Source organism: Kribbella steppae (assembly GCF_004342025.1).
GTDB classification, from domain to species: Bacteria; Actinomycetota; Actinomycetes; order Propionibacteriales; family Kribbellaceae; genus Kribbella; species Kribbella steppae.
This window is the reverse complement of sequence record NZ_SLWN01000007.1, coordinates 480,603-495,016: the sequence shown is the minus strand read 5'-3', so window position 1 is coordinate 495,016 and position 14,414 is coordinate 480,603. Positions and strand designations below refer to the sequence as shown.

Genomic DNA, 14,414 nt, shown 5'->3' with positions numbered 1-14,414 from the left:
CCAAGCTGGTCATCGGACAGCGAGCAACAGCGCGCCGGCCGCCGCGACTGTGAGCGCGGCCGAGACAGCAAGCAGTTGCCGCCGACCGGTACCGTCCCGCAGCAGCGCCGCGACGACCGCGAGGCCGCAGAGGCACAGGGAATACGCCAGGTGCCAGCGAGGTGATAGCCACTCCGCCAACCAGGAAGACCGTAGCTGTCCGTCGACGACCAATGAGTCACTGAAGACCTGGTAGGGCGCGATGGCTGCCCAGCCGGAGGTCCACCCATCGGCCACTGCGGTACCCACCACGAGCACCACAAGCGCGAGCAGCGCAGAACCGCGGAACGGCGCCCACCGGGCCACGGCCACACCGAGCAGCGATCCGCCTAGCGCGGCCACCGGGCCGCCCTCCACAAGTGCGGCCAAGATGTCGACTGCCGGCTCGTGACCGAACCACGACACCGGGTCTCCTGCCGGGATCGCGACCGGCGGCCAGACGGCGGCGGCGACGAGCGACCCCGCCATCATCGCCACTGCAACACCCGTTGGCACCAGGCAGGCCAGGCAGAGCGAGATAGTGCGTCTGCGCTCGTCGACCGGCGCAATCTCGGCGAGGTCAGGGGTGCGACGCAGGGAAGTCGTCAGCCGATGGGCTACGACGAACCCGAACACTCCGAGGAAGAACGCGGGCGCGACAGTGCTCTCGAGCGGCGCCGGATCGCCACCGATGGCGACGGATGCCAGAAGGAGAAGGCACACCGCGACACCGAACAGAAACAGTGGGTGCCGGGCAAACCGGCGGGCGTCGGCACGCGCAAGGGCCGCCAGGGTTGACCTCGGCGGCGCGGCCGGCTCGGTGGTCAGCGGAACCATCGTGGAGCTCATGCGACTGCCTCCTTCTCCGTCGCCCGCGCACGGTCGCCGACCAGCAGCAGGTATGCGTCCTCGAGCGTCGGGTCGACCACCTCGCATCCCGCCGGTGGATCACCGACGTTGCGCCACCGACCGCTTCCGATCCGCCATGCGTGCTGGGCGTCCGGATGCCTGTCGGTTGCCAGCCAGACCCGTCCGGAGGCCGAGCTGATCAGGCCCTCGACGGAGCCGTCGAAATGCACACGGCCCCGGTCAAGCACGATCACCCGCTCGCACAAGGCCGCAACGTCCTCGGTTTGATGGGTCGAGATCACCAGGGTGGCGGTCTCCCCGGCCGTCGACAGGATGTCGCGCAATCGGGCGCGCTGCGCGGGATCGAGTCCGGTGGTCGGCTCGTCGAGCACCAGCAGATCCGGCTGGCCGATCAGCGCCTGGGCCAGCAGCACGCGACGGCGCTGCCCACCCGACAGCGCGTGCACCCGTTTGGTGGCGACGGCCGACAGATCGGCGAGACCGACGACCCGCCGTACCTCGGCGTGCCGGGCTGCGCGATCGCCCCATTCCTTGAGAATGGCCATGTAGTCGACGAACCCGAATGCGGTGAAGCCGCGCGGGAAGCCCGACTCCTGCGGCAGGTAGCCGAGCCGCCGCCGGATCGCGAGACGCCCGGCGGTGTCGGCCGGATTCTGGCCGAGCACCCGAACCTGTCCCTCATCCGCGGCAAGCGCGGTCGCGAGGATCCGTAGCAGCGTGGTCTTGCCCGCCCCATTCGGTCCGAGCAGCCCGGTCACGCCCGACGACAGCCGGAGATCAACACCCGTCAGCGCCGGAGCACGTCCGTACCGTTTGCCAAGTCCGGTGAGAATGACTGAACTCATGTCTGCCCCCTTGGCAGATCGAAGAGCCGAAAGTGCGTGAGTATGGTCGTGACGGCGGCAGCGCAGAGCACCAGCGAACCGACCTGAACTGCTGGGCCGGCGAGATCCATCGGATCGCCGATCTTCGATACCGCGATCGCGATGACGGACCAGGTGGCCGCGACCGCCCCACTGGAGAACGTCGCACCGACGAACGGTGCCGCCGCCAACGACAACGACACGAACGCAAGGCCAGGGATCAGCCAGGCGACCGCCAACCAGGCCGGACCCGGCAATGCCAATCCGACCAGCGCAGCGACCGGGAGTGACGTGGCCAGGACTGCAGCGGTCCGCAGCAACAGCAGCCGACCGGCCGAGTACGGCGTCGTCACGACCAGCTCGTGGGACGGGTCCGCGTCACCGCCGTACGCGGCCGCCACACCCATCACCGGTACCAGCGGAGCAACCAGCAAGAACAGGGCGAGCCCGAAACCGCTGGCGAACAGCGCGGCGCCGCCGGCGAAGAGCAGCGCCGCCGTCGCGCCGATCAGCCATGCGCCCCGCATGGCAGGCACCGCCACCAGCAGGCGACCGGACTCGGCCGAGACGCCAAACCTCCGTAGTAGGCGCTCTACCACGCTCGGCTTAGGCGCTTCGACGGTCTCCCTGATCGCCGTCCACACCGAGTCCAAAAGGTCGCCGTCAACGAGGTCGTTCATCCGCGCACGGCAGATTCCGCACCGCATCAGGTGGGACTCGACAGATGCGCCGAGTGCTGGTCCAGCGACTCCGTCTGCCAGTGCTCGCAGTTCTGCTTCGTCGGCGTGCCAGGTCCTTGGTCGCTGGGTCATGCGAGCTCCTCCCGCAGCCTCGTGCGCGCTCGTACCAGCCGCGTCTTGACGGTTCCTTGCGGAATGTTGAGCGCCCGCGCCGCCTCCCGGGTGGTCAGACCGTCCAACACCGTTGCCTGCAGTACCACGCGTAGCTCGGGCGACAGCCGTGCCAGCGCGGTGCCCAGATCGGAGTACTCGACAGTGAGCAGCGCAGTTTCCTCCGCGGAGACATCGACAGCGTCGTACAGCTTCCACGTCGGGGCCTTCGCGGCACGGCCGTCGGCCAGCCGGAGGCGGCTGATCAGCCGACGAATGGCTATCCCCCACAACCAGGCGGCGACATCCCCATCGCCGCGGAACTTGCCGGCGCCGTTCCAAGCCGCGACGAAGGTGTCTTGCAGGACGTCCGCGACTACGTCGGTGTCAGCGCACCGCCGCCTCAGCCGCGCGGAGACCCAAGCGGCGTGGCGGCCGTAGAGCAGCCGAAGCGCGGCCTCGTCGTGCTCGGACATCGAGTTGATGAGGTCGGCGTCTGTGGAATCACAGTCAGCCATACCCTCACTGTCGCCCCTTGCGACCAGATCGGTTCGGCAACGGGGAAACTTTCTTCGGCCGCAGCGTCGTCACCCAGTGTTCGGGTAGGCATCACCGGATCCTTCAAGCGGGCGGTACGTTGGCCAATCGCAGATCGACGGTGGCAGGGTGAGGAACCAGCGGGGCCGACAGCTATGACGGTGTGGGCCGCGGGGTGGCGGGTAGGACGGAGGTCCGTTGTCGCTTGACTCGACGGCCCGGCTCCAGCCCAGGCCCCTCTGGCCCGTTGATGTCGAGCTGAAATGACGCTTACCGGCGGTCGAGGTTGAAGAGGCGGGACTCGACTCGGTCGAGGGCTAGGCGGACGGCGCCCAAGGCGGCGGCCTCGGGGCCGAGCTTGGACGATCGCACCTCGAGCGGGAACACGCAGACGGACTTGAGATGGGCCTCCAACGGTGCGGTCAGTGTCTCGCCGACGCCGGACAGCTCGCCTGCGATGACGACGCAGTCGGGGTCGAACGCGAGGACCAGGGCAGCGAGGCCTGGAGCGAGGTGGCGAGTGAAGTTTTGGGTCGCGGCCAGGGCTCGTCTGTCACCCTCGGCCGCCCTCCTGAACAGTTCTGCACCGCCCTCGTTGCCCAGAGCGTCGACGGCCTGCTGCCACCCGGACTCGGCGAGTACGCCGATCTCCCCGGAGGCACCGTGGCGGCCGTGATAGACCTCGCCGTCGATGACGACACCTGCGGCCGTCGTGGCCCCGGCCAGGACGTTGACGAAGGTGGACACATCAGTCGCCGCCCCGAGCCAGTGCTCGGCCAGTGCCGCCAGCCGAGCATCGTTGCCGACGACAACGTCAGCGCGTCCGATGCCGCGAAGGGCCGTCGCGACATCGGTGCCGGCCCAGTCCGCGAGTCTCGTGCTTTTCGTGACGCGGCCTGCAGGGTCGATGACACCGGTGGTGGCGACGCCGATCGTCCACAGATCGGACTTGCGGATCTCGGCCTCGAGCAGGGCGTCCTTCAGGGCACGACGCGCTACGTCCAGCCGGTCCGCGGCCGGCAGACCTGGATCGATCGTCGTCTCGGATGTGGCGAGCAGGGCGCCTCGCAGGTCTGCCGTCAGTACCCGGATGCTGCGCACGCTGATGTCGGCACCCAGCACATAGCCGGCATCGGTGCGGAACTGGTACCGCTTGGCCGGGCGCCCGACCGGCCGTCGGCCGTCCGTGGCGGGGGAGATTTCGACCGCGAGACCCTCCTCGATCAGGTCGGCCATCGCATCCTCGACCGTCGGGCGGGACAGCGACGTGGACGCCGTCAGGTCCGCGAACGTCATCGATTCGGCCCCGTGGAGAGCCCGGAGCACGGCGACCCCGTTGAGCCGACGGAGCACCTGGGCGTTGCCGCTGACTGCTGGCATGGCTTTCCCTTCCGTTCGCGTTGCCGTCTCGAGGCAATTATTCACCCCATCTCATGAAATCCCTGCATCTGCCCTCCGAAGCGGTCCGCCGAGCGCCTAGGTGGGTAGACAATTCGCCCGGCTCAGAGTCTTGACCGGACCCGAGCCGCGGTGCTTCAGTTGGCGAAACCTATTTTATAGGCGGCCTGAAAAATTAGCTGCAGGCCTGGTCGCACAGCGAGGAGCTGAGCCATGCTGAGGAGACTTGCCGTACTCACGGCCGCCGCGGTGGTCGCGGTGACGGGCTGCACGGTCGGTGGTGACAACGCCGGGCGTGGCGGGGCCCAGGGCGACAGTGTCACGTTGACGTTCTTGACGTTCGAGACGCCGAACCTGGATGCGAAGTATTGGGATGCGGCGATCGCTCGTGCCTCGGCGAAGGTTCCGGGCGTTTCGATCAAGAAGCTGGTCGCGCCGAGCGCCGACCGGACGGCATACGCCAAGCAGTTGTCGGCGTCAGGTCAGCTGCCGGACGTGATGATCGCTGTGAACCCAGACGGGTTCGCGCAGTCGGGGCAGCTCGCACCGTGGACGGTGGAGGAGCTGAAGAACTACGAGTTCCCCGAGTCCAACCCGATCGGCGGCAAGGTCTACCAGCTGCCTTACAACACCCAGCCGACGCCGCTCGTTTACTACAACAAGAGCCTCTTCGCCAAGGCCGGGATTCCGGCGCCGCCGAAGACCTATCCGGACCTCCTCACCGTCAGCGCGAAGCTCAAGGCGGCGGGCATCAACCCGGTCGTGGTAGGCGGTGGGGGGAAGGACACCTTCGCCGCCGGCTACCCCTGGATCGCGGCCGTCGGCGCCGACCTCTATCGCAGGCATCCCGACTGGTTGTCGAAACGTGCGGCGGGTCAGTTGACCTTCGCCGATCCGGCGTTCGTCGCCGCGGCGGACAAGGTCGCCGATCTGGCTCGTCGTGGCTACATCGACAAGGCCGGGCTGAGCCGGTCCTATGCCGACACCGAGCAGGCGTTCCGCGATGGCAAGGGTGCGATGTACCCGATGGGCTCGTGGTTCGCCGCCTCGGCAGACCAGAAGAAGCCCGGCTTCGAGGTCGGGGTGTTCCCGTGGCCGACCGCCGGCGGTGAGGGGGTCGTCCCGGCGTACACCGGCGGCGGGATGAGCGTCAGCACTGAGGCGCCGGACGTAGACAAGGCGAAGAAGTGGGCGCTCGCCTTCATGGAGGACAAGGAGAACCTCGATGCCGGCGTCAAGGCGGACGGTTCGATCATCGCGATCAAGGGCTATCAGCCGCCGACAGACATGGGACCGGTGTACCAGCAGACGGTCGCCGTATACGAGCGCGCGGTGCGCAGCGGTGGCGTGGTGAACGCGTTCACGGTCGAGACCGGCGACGGCGCCCTGCCGCCTGGGATGCCGGACCAGGTCTTCGCGGCCGCGGCAGACCTGATCAGTGGCCGGAAGTCCGCAACCGACGTCGCGAAGTTCCTGGACACCCAGTACGTCAAGGCGACGCGGTGATGACCGACCTGACGATCCGGGGCCGGAGTGGGAGCCTGGGCTGGTGGCGGTTCGGCGTCTTCGCAGCTCCCGGACTGCTGGTGTACGGCACGCTGGTGGCCGTCCCGGTCGCGCTGAGTCTCGGTTACAGCCTGACCGACCGGAACCCGTTTCGGCCACCGGCCACTTGGGTTGCCTTCGACAACTATCGGTTGCTGCTGACGGACCCGGACTTCCTGCGGACGTTGGGGAACACCGCGATCCTTACGCTGATCGTCACGATCGTGCCGAACGTCCTCGGCCTGGCCGTCGCGCTGCTGCTGGACCGTCCCGCACGGCTCTACCGGTGGCTGCGGACGGTCTTCTTCGCGCCGGTCGTCCTCAGCTCTGTCGTGGTCAGCGTCATCTGGCAGGCCCTGCTCAATGACGGCGGGCTGCTGAACCGCGCTCTGGGCGAGGCTGGCGTCGGCTCCCCGCCGGGCTGGCTTTCCGACCCCGATCTCGCGCTGTACTCGGTGGGCTGGATCATCTCGTGGCAGATGCTCGGGTTCTGCACGGTGGTCTACCTCGCCGGCCTGCAGGGTGTGCCGCAATCGCTGCGGGAGGCCGCGGCGCTCGACGGTGCGGGGCCGTTGCGGCAGTTCCGGGCCGTGACCTGGCCGTTGCTGGCACCTGCGGTGACCATCAACACGGTGATGCTGATGATCACCGGCTTCAAGGTGTACGACCACGTCCAGGTCATCACCAATGGTGGTCCCGGCAGCGGTACGACGGCCACCATCGCCTTCGACATCATCCGGACCGGCTTCACCGGCAACCGGGTCGGGTACGCGTCGGCAATGGCGACCGTGATGCTGATCGTCATCGCTGTGGTCTCGGCCATCGCCCTGCGCCTGCTCCAGCGCCGGGAGGTCTCGCTGTGACAGAGGCAAGTCTGTCGTCGGTCCGGGCTTCACGGACGACCGGGGATCCGAGGCTGCTCGCGGTCCCGTGGCTCCGGCCACTGCTGACGGTGTTCGTGGCCGCCTGCTTCTGCCTGCCGCTCTATCTGGTGCTGGTCAACGTGTTCAAGCCGGGCGCGGACATCGTCACAGACCCGGCCGGACTGCCTGTACACCTGACGCTGGAGAACCTTCGTGAGGTGCTGGGCAGGCAGGATCGGCTGTTCTGGTTCGGACTCGTCAACAGCATCCAGGTGACCGCGCTGTCGGTGACGGTGCTGGTCGTCCTGTCCGCCATGCTCGGTCACTATCTCGCCAGGTCGCAGGCTCGTTCGGCGAAGGCTGTGCTCGTCCTGCTGCTGTGCGGATTGATGGTCCCGCAGGCGGTGATTCTGGCCCCGGTGACCGAGGTACTCCGCGCGCTCGGCCTGATGACCTCGGTGCCGGGTCTCGTGATCGCCAACGTCGGTTACTACCTACCGTTCGGGGTGTTCGTCTTCGCGGGATTCCTGAAGGCGATCCCGGTCGAGCTGGAGGAGGCGGCCGCGCTGGACGGCGCGGGTCCGTTGCGAGCTTTCTGGCAGGTCGTCTTTCCCCTGCTGCGACCGGCCAGCGCCAGCGTGTTCATCTTTCTCGGCGTCTGGATCTGGAACGACTTCCTGAATCCGCTGATCATCCTCGGTCCGGCCGAAGGCACGACCGTGACCGTCGGCATCTACCGGGCCATCGGGGAGCACCAGACGGATCTCGGTGCCGTCTTCGCCTTCATGTTTCTGGCCTCGCTGCCGGTGATCGTTCTCTACCTGCTGTTCCAGAAGCACTTCGTCAAAGGTTTGACGGGAGGGGCAACGAAGGGATGACCATCATCGACACGGAGCCGACGCGACACGGCACACCGCTCCGCCGTCCGCTGACGTTGGCGGTGGCCGGGGCAGGCGCCCGCGGCACGGCGTACGCCGACCTGGCCGCGCGACGCCCGGACAGCTGCACCGTTGTGGCGGTCGCGGAACCGCGGGAGCGGGCCCGCCGGTCCTTCGCGGAACGGCATCGGATCGATCCGGCGAAGGTGTTCGACTCCTGGCGCGATCTCGCCGAGGCTCCACGCATCGCCGACGCCGTCGTCGTCGCGTTGCTCGACGAACAACACGTCGAGGCGGCCCTCGCCTTCATCGAGCGTGGTTACGACCTTCTGCTGGAGAAGCCGATGGCAACCACCGAGGAGGGCTGCCGGCGGATCAGCGAGGCAGCCGAGCTCGCCGGGGTCGCCGTACAGATCTGTCACGTGATGCGCCACACCACGTACACCCGGGCTCTGAAGGCCGAGCTGGCGCGGGACGCAATCGGCGAGATCATCAGTGTCGAGCACCTCGAACCGGTCGGCTACTACCACTTCGCGCACTCGTTCGTCCGGGGCAACTGGCGCCGCCAGGACGAGACCAGCTCCGTACTGCTGACCAAGTCGTGTCACGACCTCGACTGGCTGAACCACGTGATCTCCCGTGCGCCGCGGCGGGTCGCGTCGTTCGGGTCGCTGACACATTTCCGGCCCGAGAACCGTCCCCCTGGCGCGGCAGACCGCTGCCTGGACTGTGCCGTGGAGAGCAGCTGCCCCTTCTCGGCAGAGCGGCTCTACCGCACCGGTTTGCGCGAGGGCGGCACCAAGCAGTACTTCGCCAACGTCATAACCGGCGGTGTGCTGACCGAAGACGCGGTGACCGAGGCGCTCGCGACCGGGCCTTACGGGCGTTGCGTGTACGCCTGCGACAACGACGTCGCCGATCACCAGGTCGTCAGCATCGAGTACGACGGCGGCGTCACCGCGTCGTTCACGCTGTCGGCCTTCACCCCACTGGAGAACCGCCACACCAAGATCTTCGGTACTCGCGGCCAGCTCACCGGCGACGGACGCTTCCTCGAGATATACGACTTCCGCACCGAGCGACGGACCGTCATCGACACATCCAGGGACGGATCTGCGGCCGCCGAAGGACACGCGGGCGGCGACCAAGCCCTGATGGACGACTTCATCGACGCCCTGACCGCCGGCCGGCCCGACCGGATCACCGCCCACCTCCAAGACACCCTCGACGGACACCGCCTCGTCTTCGCCGCCGAACACTCCCGCCGCGAGGGCGGTGTCGTCGAGGTCCGCACCCAGAGCCCGGCCAACCAGGCCCGAACCCAACCAGGAGGATGACATGCCGAGACTCCCCGACCGATTGTTCAGACATCCGTTCCGCAGCCCGCCGGCCCGCCGGGTCGGCGCCGCCGTCGCGGCCGGGGTACTGATGATGAGCTTCTGCGCGGTGACGACCGCCGCGGCCGGCAGCGCTGAGGAGGCGACCATCCGCGCGGCGAGCGCCGGGCTGGAGGTCTCAGCCGGGTACCTGACCATCGAACTGGACGGCACCGGCACCGTCACCGGGCTCGACGACTCGCGGACCGCACGAGACTACGCGGCGGCGGGCAAGCCCGCGTCGCTGGTCAGCCTGGTCATCGGTGGCGAGCAGGTGAGGCCGACCAAGGTGGCCAAAGATCGTGACCTGCTGGTCTTCACCAACGACACCGTCGGCTTCGAGGTCGACGTGCGGGTCGAAGACAAGGCCGGCTACGCCAGCTTCGAGGCGGTCAAGGTCGAAGGGCCGGACGGTGCGGACGTGCAGACGCTGCTCTGGGGTCCGCTGGCGACGTCCATCACGCAGACCATCGGTGAAACCGTCGGCGTGGTCCGGGACAGTGGGTTCGCCATCGGACTGCGGCCGCTGACCGACCGTACGGAAGGTGCCTGGCCGCAGGAGTACCAGCAGTTCGGCTGGGAGAGCGAGGTCGACGACAACCCCTCAAAGCTCGAGGTGGCTCCTCACGAGGAGTTCAGTGCCGCGGGGAAGACCGCGTGGGGTTCGGTACTGCGTGCCTTCACCTTCGACTACACCAAGGAGCGGGCACGGCAGAACCGCAACGGTTACCGACTCCCGGTCGGCCCGTTGCCCGGGGACAGTGGTCAGGTGACGGGGTCGAAGATCGCGCTGTTCGGTGCCTCGCCGGAGCTGACCCCGACCGTGCTGTCGAACATCGCCCGCGGGGAGAACCTGCCGTACCCGACACAGGACGGCCAATGGCAGAAGACCGCCCAAGCAAGTAGCCAGTCCTTCCTCGTGCTCGGCGATCTGCGCACCACGAACATCCCGACGGCAGCCAATTACGCGACCGCCGCCGGGATCGACTACATCTACTCGCTGCCCAACGCAGTCGGGCCGTGGCAATCCACCGGGCACTACCAGTTCAACTCCAGCCTGGGCGGCAACGATGCAGGCGCACGAGCGGCCGTGGACCTCGCCAAGGCCAACGGCGTACGGATCGGTGTCCACACGATCTCGGATTTCATCAGCACCAACGACCAGTACCTCTCGCCGCCGGCCGACGACCGGCTCGCCACGGGCGGCCGAGCGTTCCTGACCCGTCCACTTGGCGCCGGCGACACCACGCTGTACCTCGACTCCGCCTCGCTGCTCGCCCCTGGGCTTCCCGGGCGCGTCCTGCGTATCGGTGACGAGTTCGTCACCTACGCAGCGGCGGCGCAGGTCGGGACCGAGTGGCAACTGACCGGGCTACAGCGAGCCCAGTGGAGATCTGTCGCAGCGAGCCACGCTGCCGGCGATCAGGCCGCTCGGATGGTCGTCAACCAGTACGGCGGGGCGATCGGCGGCCACGCGATCATCGACGAGATCAGCACCAGGCTGTCCACGGCCTGGAACAGCACCGGCATCATGTCCAACTCGTACGACGGCGTCGAGTCGGCCTCAGAGTCCGGCTGGGGCCCCTATGGGCAAGCCCTGCTGGTGAACGGGACCTACGCCAAGACCCAGGCGAAGGACGGCTACGTCACCGAGACGAGCCGGATGACCTCGAACACGTGGGACGCGATCACCCGGGCGAGCTGGGGCGAGGTCGCCTCGACGTCCATGGCCCAGGTCTTCATCAACAACGAGTTCTACCGGGCCAACTTCCTGCCCGGCATGCTGGGCTGGATCAGCCTGTCAGGTTCGGAGAGCCTACTCAGCGTCGAGAGCAAGCTGGCCCGAGGCGCCGGGCTGAACGCCGGCGCCGGATTCCAGACCTCCGTGGCCAGCCTCGCCGCCGGCGGAGACAACGGCCAGAAGGTGCTCGACGCGATCAAACAGTGGGAGACCGCGCGCAACCTCGGCGCCTTCACCGACGCGCAGCGAGCCCGGCTGCGCGACCGGTCCACCAACTGGCACCTCACCGTCGTCGAGCCGGGCAAAAAGTGGTCCCTACAGGAGCTCGACGCTGCCGGGACAGCCATCGGCGCGGCACAAGAGGTCGTCGTACCGACACCCCGGCTGAACGCGGTGGCGTTGCCACCGGCAACCACCCATGCGCTGTACGAGGCAAAGGTCGATACGAACACGCCGGCCACGATCCGCTACGAGGTGACCGGCGGTGCTTTGCCCGAGGGCCTCCGCTTGAACCCGGACACGGGCGGCATCGTCGGGAAGCCGATCCGGAGCAAGATCGCGCGCTTCACCATCACCGCCCACCAGACTGGTGGATTGCCCGACGCGCGGGCGGACTACGAGGTCAACGTCCGGACCGGCCCGCCTCAGCCGGTCCCTCAGCTGGCCGTCACAGCAGGCGGGACGACACTGCCCGGCGTCGGCGGCGAGGCCGTCACGGAGTTCATCAATGGAGGAGCGCAGCCGGTTCACGGTGTCGAGATGACGCTGGCCGCACCCACTGGCTGGAAGGTGGAAGCGGCCACTCCCGCGACCTTCGATGCCGTACCGGCCGGCGGCTCAGTCTCAACCAAGTGGACGGTTACCCCGGCGCAGGATGCACAAGGCGGGTGGTACCCGCTGACGGCGGGCGCGAGCTACCAGGGCACAGGTGGCTCCCAAACTGCCGAGGCTGAAGGCCAGGTCACCGTCGCAGCCGTCCAGCCCACGCTCAAGTCCGCGTTCAACAACGTCGGCATCACCGCCGACAGCAACCCAGGCCCCGGCAACTACGACGGAGGCGGCAACAGTTGGTCCGAGCAAGCACTCGCCGAGGTCGGCCTGACCCCAGGCGCTGCAGTCACGCACCAGGGCGTGAACTACACATGGCCCGACGTTGCTCGCGGGTCAGCCGACAATGCCGCGGGCGGTGCAGCCACCATCCGGCTGGACGGCCAAGGGGACCGGCTGGGCGTGCTCGGCTCCGGTGTCGGACAAGCCACCGGGACATTCACCGTTCACTACGCGGACGGGACGAGCACCGCAGCTTCCGTTACCTTCCCCAACTGGTGCTGCACCGGCGACGCGATCAGCGGTGGCGCAAGCCTCGTGGCGACAGCGCGCTACCGCAACACCCAGAACGGACCTGCCAACTTCGGCGCCGGGTATCGAGTCTTCGCCCAGACCATCCCCGTTGACCCCAGCAAGCACGTGGTCGCACTGACCCTGCCGACTGAGAGTTCGATCCACGTCTTCGCGGTCGGGCTCGGCCACTGACACCTTGGGTGATCAACCGGCGGCGCGGTGACCTTAGTCTCCGGCGCGCTCGCTTTAGTTGTCGGGTTGGCCGCCACCATGTTGGTGGCGGCCAACCTGGCAGCCGCGCAGGGCGCGTCGAATCCCAAGCGTCGCGGATCCAGCCGTCGAGCTCGCCGTTCTGCCACTGGGCCCGCTGGACCGGCTGGGCCGGGTCCACCTTGCGTACGGCGTCGGCCGGTCGCGGGCCGTGAGCGTCGTACTGGACGTCGAGATCGCTGGCTGTCCGGTGGGCCTCCATCTCGTTGTCGATGTCTGTCGCTCGCCACCCGTTGACCGCGCCGTCCCGGACGCCGAATCTGTTCGATCCGTCGTCGGAAGGCCGCACCGTGAACCGACCAAGCATGGGCCCAGATTAGCAACAGTCGAAGATATGTTCGAGAGGCTGGAAAACTCTTGGCTGACGGGGTGGGTGGGCTGGTACGGTGCCGAGGTCCGTGACGTCACGCTTGGAGGTGAGAACCCATGAAGGCTGTAGCGCAGTGGGTGCTCCCCCTCTCGTGGTCACGGGCGGGCGATTGACGTAGGTGTCGCCGGGAGCGCCTCGAGAAGTCGGCACTCCCGAAAGGAACACCTATGAACCCTTTGCCTAACAGTGCGGGCCTCGGCGCCCACGAGGTGACGATCTCACGCGTCGCGGACAATCAGTGGCACGCGATCGAGAACGATCTGGTTGTCGGCCGTGGTCACGCTTCACGGCGGCTCGACGGCCGGACCTTCCTCAGCATCGACACGTGGCGCGACGCTGTCTTCGACCAGCTCGCCGCCGCGATGCTGGCCGACCAGCCGGCACCGCGGTACACGGTGGTCGACGAGACCGACCGCGAGCTCACGGCCAGTTGGGTACGCGCGGGTTTCGCGACGTGGCGCCGCGAGTCGGAGTTCGCCGTACCCACGGGTCTCACTGCGGCGGCTGCACCTGCTGGGGTGGTGATCTCCACCGCCGATGAAGTGGCCGAGGCTCCGTTGCGTGAGTTGGACCGGACGATTCGCGCCGAGGTCGAGTCCACCGTCGGTTGGCAGACGATGCCCGCGGAGGTGCTGCCCTGGCAAGGCGGGACGAGGCCGATCGACCCGTCGAAGTACACTCTCGCGGTGCGAGACGATCGCTACGTCGGACTGGTCCGGGTAGCGACGATGACCCGGCGCCCGCGGATCGGGTTGGTCGCGGTGCTGGCCGCCGAGCAACGGCAGGGCATCGCCCGGGCGTTGCTGAGTCAGGTGCTGGGCGAGCTGTACCGTTCCGGTTTCGAGGCAGCCACGGCGGAGGTCGACGAGACGAACACGGCTGCGATGGCGCTGTTCGAGGGGCTTGGCGGCCGCCGTACGGGCAGCAGTCTGGAACTGGTCAGGCGGCCGGGAAAGGTCTGACGATGTCCAGAACAGCAGGCGGTATCGAGGTCGAGGGCACCGTCATCGAGTGCCTCCGCAACGCCAACTTCCGGGTCGAGCTCACCAATGGCCACCAGGTCCTCGCCCACATCAGCGGGAAGATCCGGAAGAACTACATCAAGATCCTCCCCGAGGACCGCGTTCTCGTGGAGCTAAGCCCCTATGACCTGGACCGAGGCCGGATCATCTTCCGCTACCGGACCTGACCCCATCGCGCCCGCGCTCGGCAGTCTGCAGCTGCCGGGCGCGGACGCGCTTCCACCGCGCTGCAGGTCCACTGCCCTAACGTGCGATGACAAAGGGTGGTGGGGCTTGGTCAGCTGACGGTGTCGATGGCGCCGAGAGTGTCCAGGAGTTGCCGTATGGACGCTGTGCCAGCCCCCAGCGGAGTGAGGCATGGTCGCTACTGGCGCGTCAGCCGTGATGAGGCAGGGCTGGCCGGCCCGGCGGACCGTTGCACGGTTGACGGAGATCAGACAGGCCTCGCCGCTGCGGCGCCTCATCGTCAGCTTCCGGCGCTGGTCAGCAAAG

General features: G+C 67.9%; 12 protein-coding genes. 7 read left to right on the top strand and 5 right to left on the bottom strand.

What is annotated here, in order from left to right; translation table 11 throughout:
• Positions 1–9 precede the first annotated feature (9 nt).
• The 5 genes from EV652_RS22865 to EV652_RS22845 form a co-directional block, all read right to left on the bottom strand.
• Positions 10–867 (bottom strand): hypothetical protein, encoded by an 858-nt coding sequence (locus tag EV652_RS22865; RefSeq protein ID WP_132211215.1) that lies wholly within the window; start codon positions 865–867, stop codon positions 10–12.
• Positions 864–1,733 carry an ATP-binding cassette domain-containing protein gene (locus tag EV652_RS22860; RefSeq protein ID WP_132211214.1) on the bottom strand — a complete coding sequence of 290 codons (870 nt, stop codon included), beginning with the start codon at positions 1,731–1,733 and terminating at the stop codon, positions 864–866. Before EV652_RS22860 ends, EV652_RS22865 begins: the two co-directional genes overlap by 4 nt.
• Positions 1,730–2,563, bottom strand: a complete 834-nt coding sequence (locus EV652_RS22855; protein WP_132211213.1) for a zf-HC2 domain-containing protein — start codon at positions 2,561–2,563, stop codon at positions 1,730–1,732. The genes EV652_RS22860 and EV652_RS22855 overlap by 4 nt, the downstream gene beginning before the upstream one ends.
• Positions 2,560–3,099, bottom strand: coding sequence for an RNA polymerase sigma factor (locus EV652_RS22850; RefSeq protein ID WP_132211212.1), 540 nt, complete (start codon positions 3,097–3,099; stop codon positions 2,560–2,562). The genes EV652_RS22855 and EV652_RS22850 overlap by 4 nt, the downstream gene beginning before the upstream one ends.
• A 289-nt stretch (positions 3,100–3,388) precedes the next feature.
• Complete coding sequence (locus tag EV652_RS22845; protein ID WP_132211211.1) at positions 3,389–4,498, bottom strand: ROK family transcriptional regulator; 1,110 nt, start codon at positions 4,496–4,498, stop codon at positions 3,389–3,391.
• A gap of 231 nt (positions 4,499–4,729) precedes the next feature.
• Here EV652_RS22845 and EV652_RS22840 point away from each other — a divergent pair, with 231 nt between their 5' ends.
• The 7 genes from EV652_RS22840 to infA all read left to right on the top strand — a co-directional run bounded on the left by EV652_RS22840 (position 4,730) and on the right by infA (position 14,089).
• The gene (locus EV652_RS22840) at positions 4,730–6,022 is read left to right on the top strand and encodes an ABC transporter substrate-binding protein (protein ID WP_132211210.1); all 1,293 of its coding nucleotides are present in this window, start codon (positions 4,730–4,732) and stop codon (positions 6,020–6,022) included.
• Complete coding sequence (locus EV652_RS22835) at positions 6,022–6,924, top strand: carbohydrate ABC transporter permease (protein ID WP_132211209.1); 903 nt, start codon at positions 6,022–6,024, stop codon at positions 6,922–6,924. The genes EV652_RS22840 and EV652_RS22835 overlap by 1 nt, the downstream gene beginning before the upstream one ends.
• Positions 6,921–7,802, top strand: a complete 882-nt coding sequence (locus tag EV652_RS22830; RefSeq protein ID WP_199238336.1) for a carbohydrate ABC transporter permease — start codon at positions 6,921–6,923, stop codon at positions 7,800–7,802. Before EV652_RS22835 ends, EV652_RS22830 begins: the two co-directional genes overlap by 4 nt.
• Positions 7,799–9,139, top strand: a complete 1,341-nt coding sequence (locus EV652_RS22825; RefSeq protein ID WP_132211208.1) for a Gfo/Idh/MocA family protein — start codon at positions 7,799–7,801, stop codon at positions 9,137–9,139. Before EV652_RS22830 ends, EV652_RS22825 begins: the two co-directional genes overlap by 4 nt.
• A gap of 1 nt (position 9,140) precedes the next feature.
• A complete protein-coding gene (locus tag EV652_RS22820; RefSeq protein WP_132211207.1) occupies positions 9,141–12,452 on the top strand; it encodes an NEW3 domain-containing protein in 3,312 nt (1,103 codons plus the stop codon).
• Positions 12,453–13,067: 615 nt separating this feature from the next.
• Positions 13,068–13,862: a GNAT family N-acetyltransferase gene (locus tag EV652_RS22815; protein WP_132211206.1), complete on the top strand. Its 795-nt coding sequence runs from the start codon at positions 13,068–13,070 to the stop codon at positions 13,860–13,862.
• Positions 13,863–13,864: 2 nt separating this feature from the next.
• Positions 13,865–14,089, top strand: coding sequence for a translation initiation factor IF-1 (infA, locus tag EV652_RS22810; protein ID WP_132211205.1), 225 nt, complete (start codon positions 13,865–13,867; stop codon positions 14,087–14,089).
• Positions 14,090–14,414 lie beyond the last annotated feature (325 nt).

Excerpts from the sequence above, each read along its gene's own strand:
- EV652_RS22855 (WP_132211213.1), bottom strand. The coding sequence starts at position 2,563 with ATGACCCAGCGACCAAGGACCTGGCACGCCGACGAAGCAGAACTGCGA.
- EV652_RS22865 (WP_132211215.1), bottom strand. The coding sequence starts at position 867 with ATGAGCTCCACGATGGTTCCGCTGACCACCGAGCCGGCCGCGCCGCCG.
- EV652_RS22815 (WP_132211206.1), top strand. The coding sequence starts at position 13,068 with ATGAACCCTTTGCCTAACAGTGCGGGCCTCGGCGCCCACGAGGTGACG.
- infA (WP_132211205.1), top strand. The coding sequence starts at position 13,865 with ATGTCCAGAACAGCAGGCGGTATCGAGGTCGAGGGCACCGTCATCGAG.
- EV652_RS22835 (WP_132211209.1), top strand. The coding sequence starts at position 6,022 with ATGACCGACCTGACGATCCGGGGCCGGAGTGGGAGCCTGGGCTGGTGG.
- EV652_RS22825 (WP_132211208.1), top strand. The coding sequence starts at position 7,799 with ATGACCATCATCGACACGGAGCCGACGCGACACGGCACACCGCTCCGC.
- EV652_RS22820 (WP_132211207.1), top strand. The coding sequence starts at position 9,141 with ATGCCGAGACTCCCCGACCGATTGTTCAGACATCCGTTCCGCAGCCCG.
- EV652_RS22850 (WP_132211212.1), bottom strand. The coding sequence starts at position 3,099 with ATGGCTGACTGTGATTCCACAGACGCCGACCTCATCAACTCGATGTCC.
- EV652_RS22840 (WP_132211210.1), top strand. The coding sequence starts at position 4,730 with ATGCTGAGGAGACTTGCCGTACTCACGGCCGCCGCGGTGGTCGCGGTG.
- EV652_RS22860 (WP_132211214.1), bottom strand. The coding sequence starts at position 1,733 with ATGAGTTCAGTCATTCTCACCGGACTTGGCAAACGGTACGGACGTGCT.
- EV652_RS22845 (WP_132211211.1), bottom strand. The coding sequence starts at position 4,498 with ATGCCAGCAGTCAGCGGCAACGCCCAGGTGCTCCGTCGGCTCAACGGG.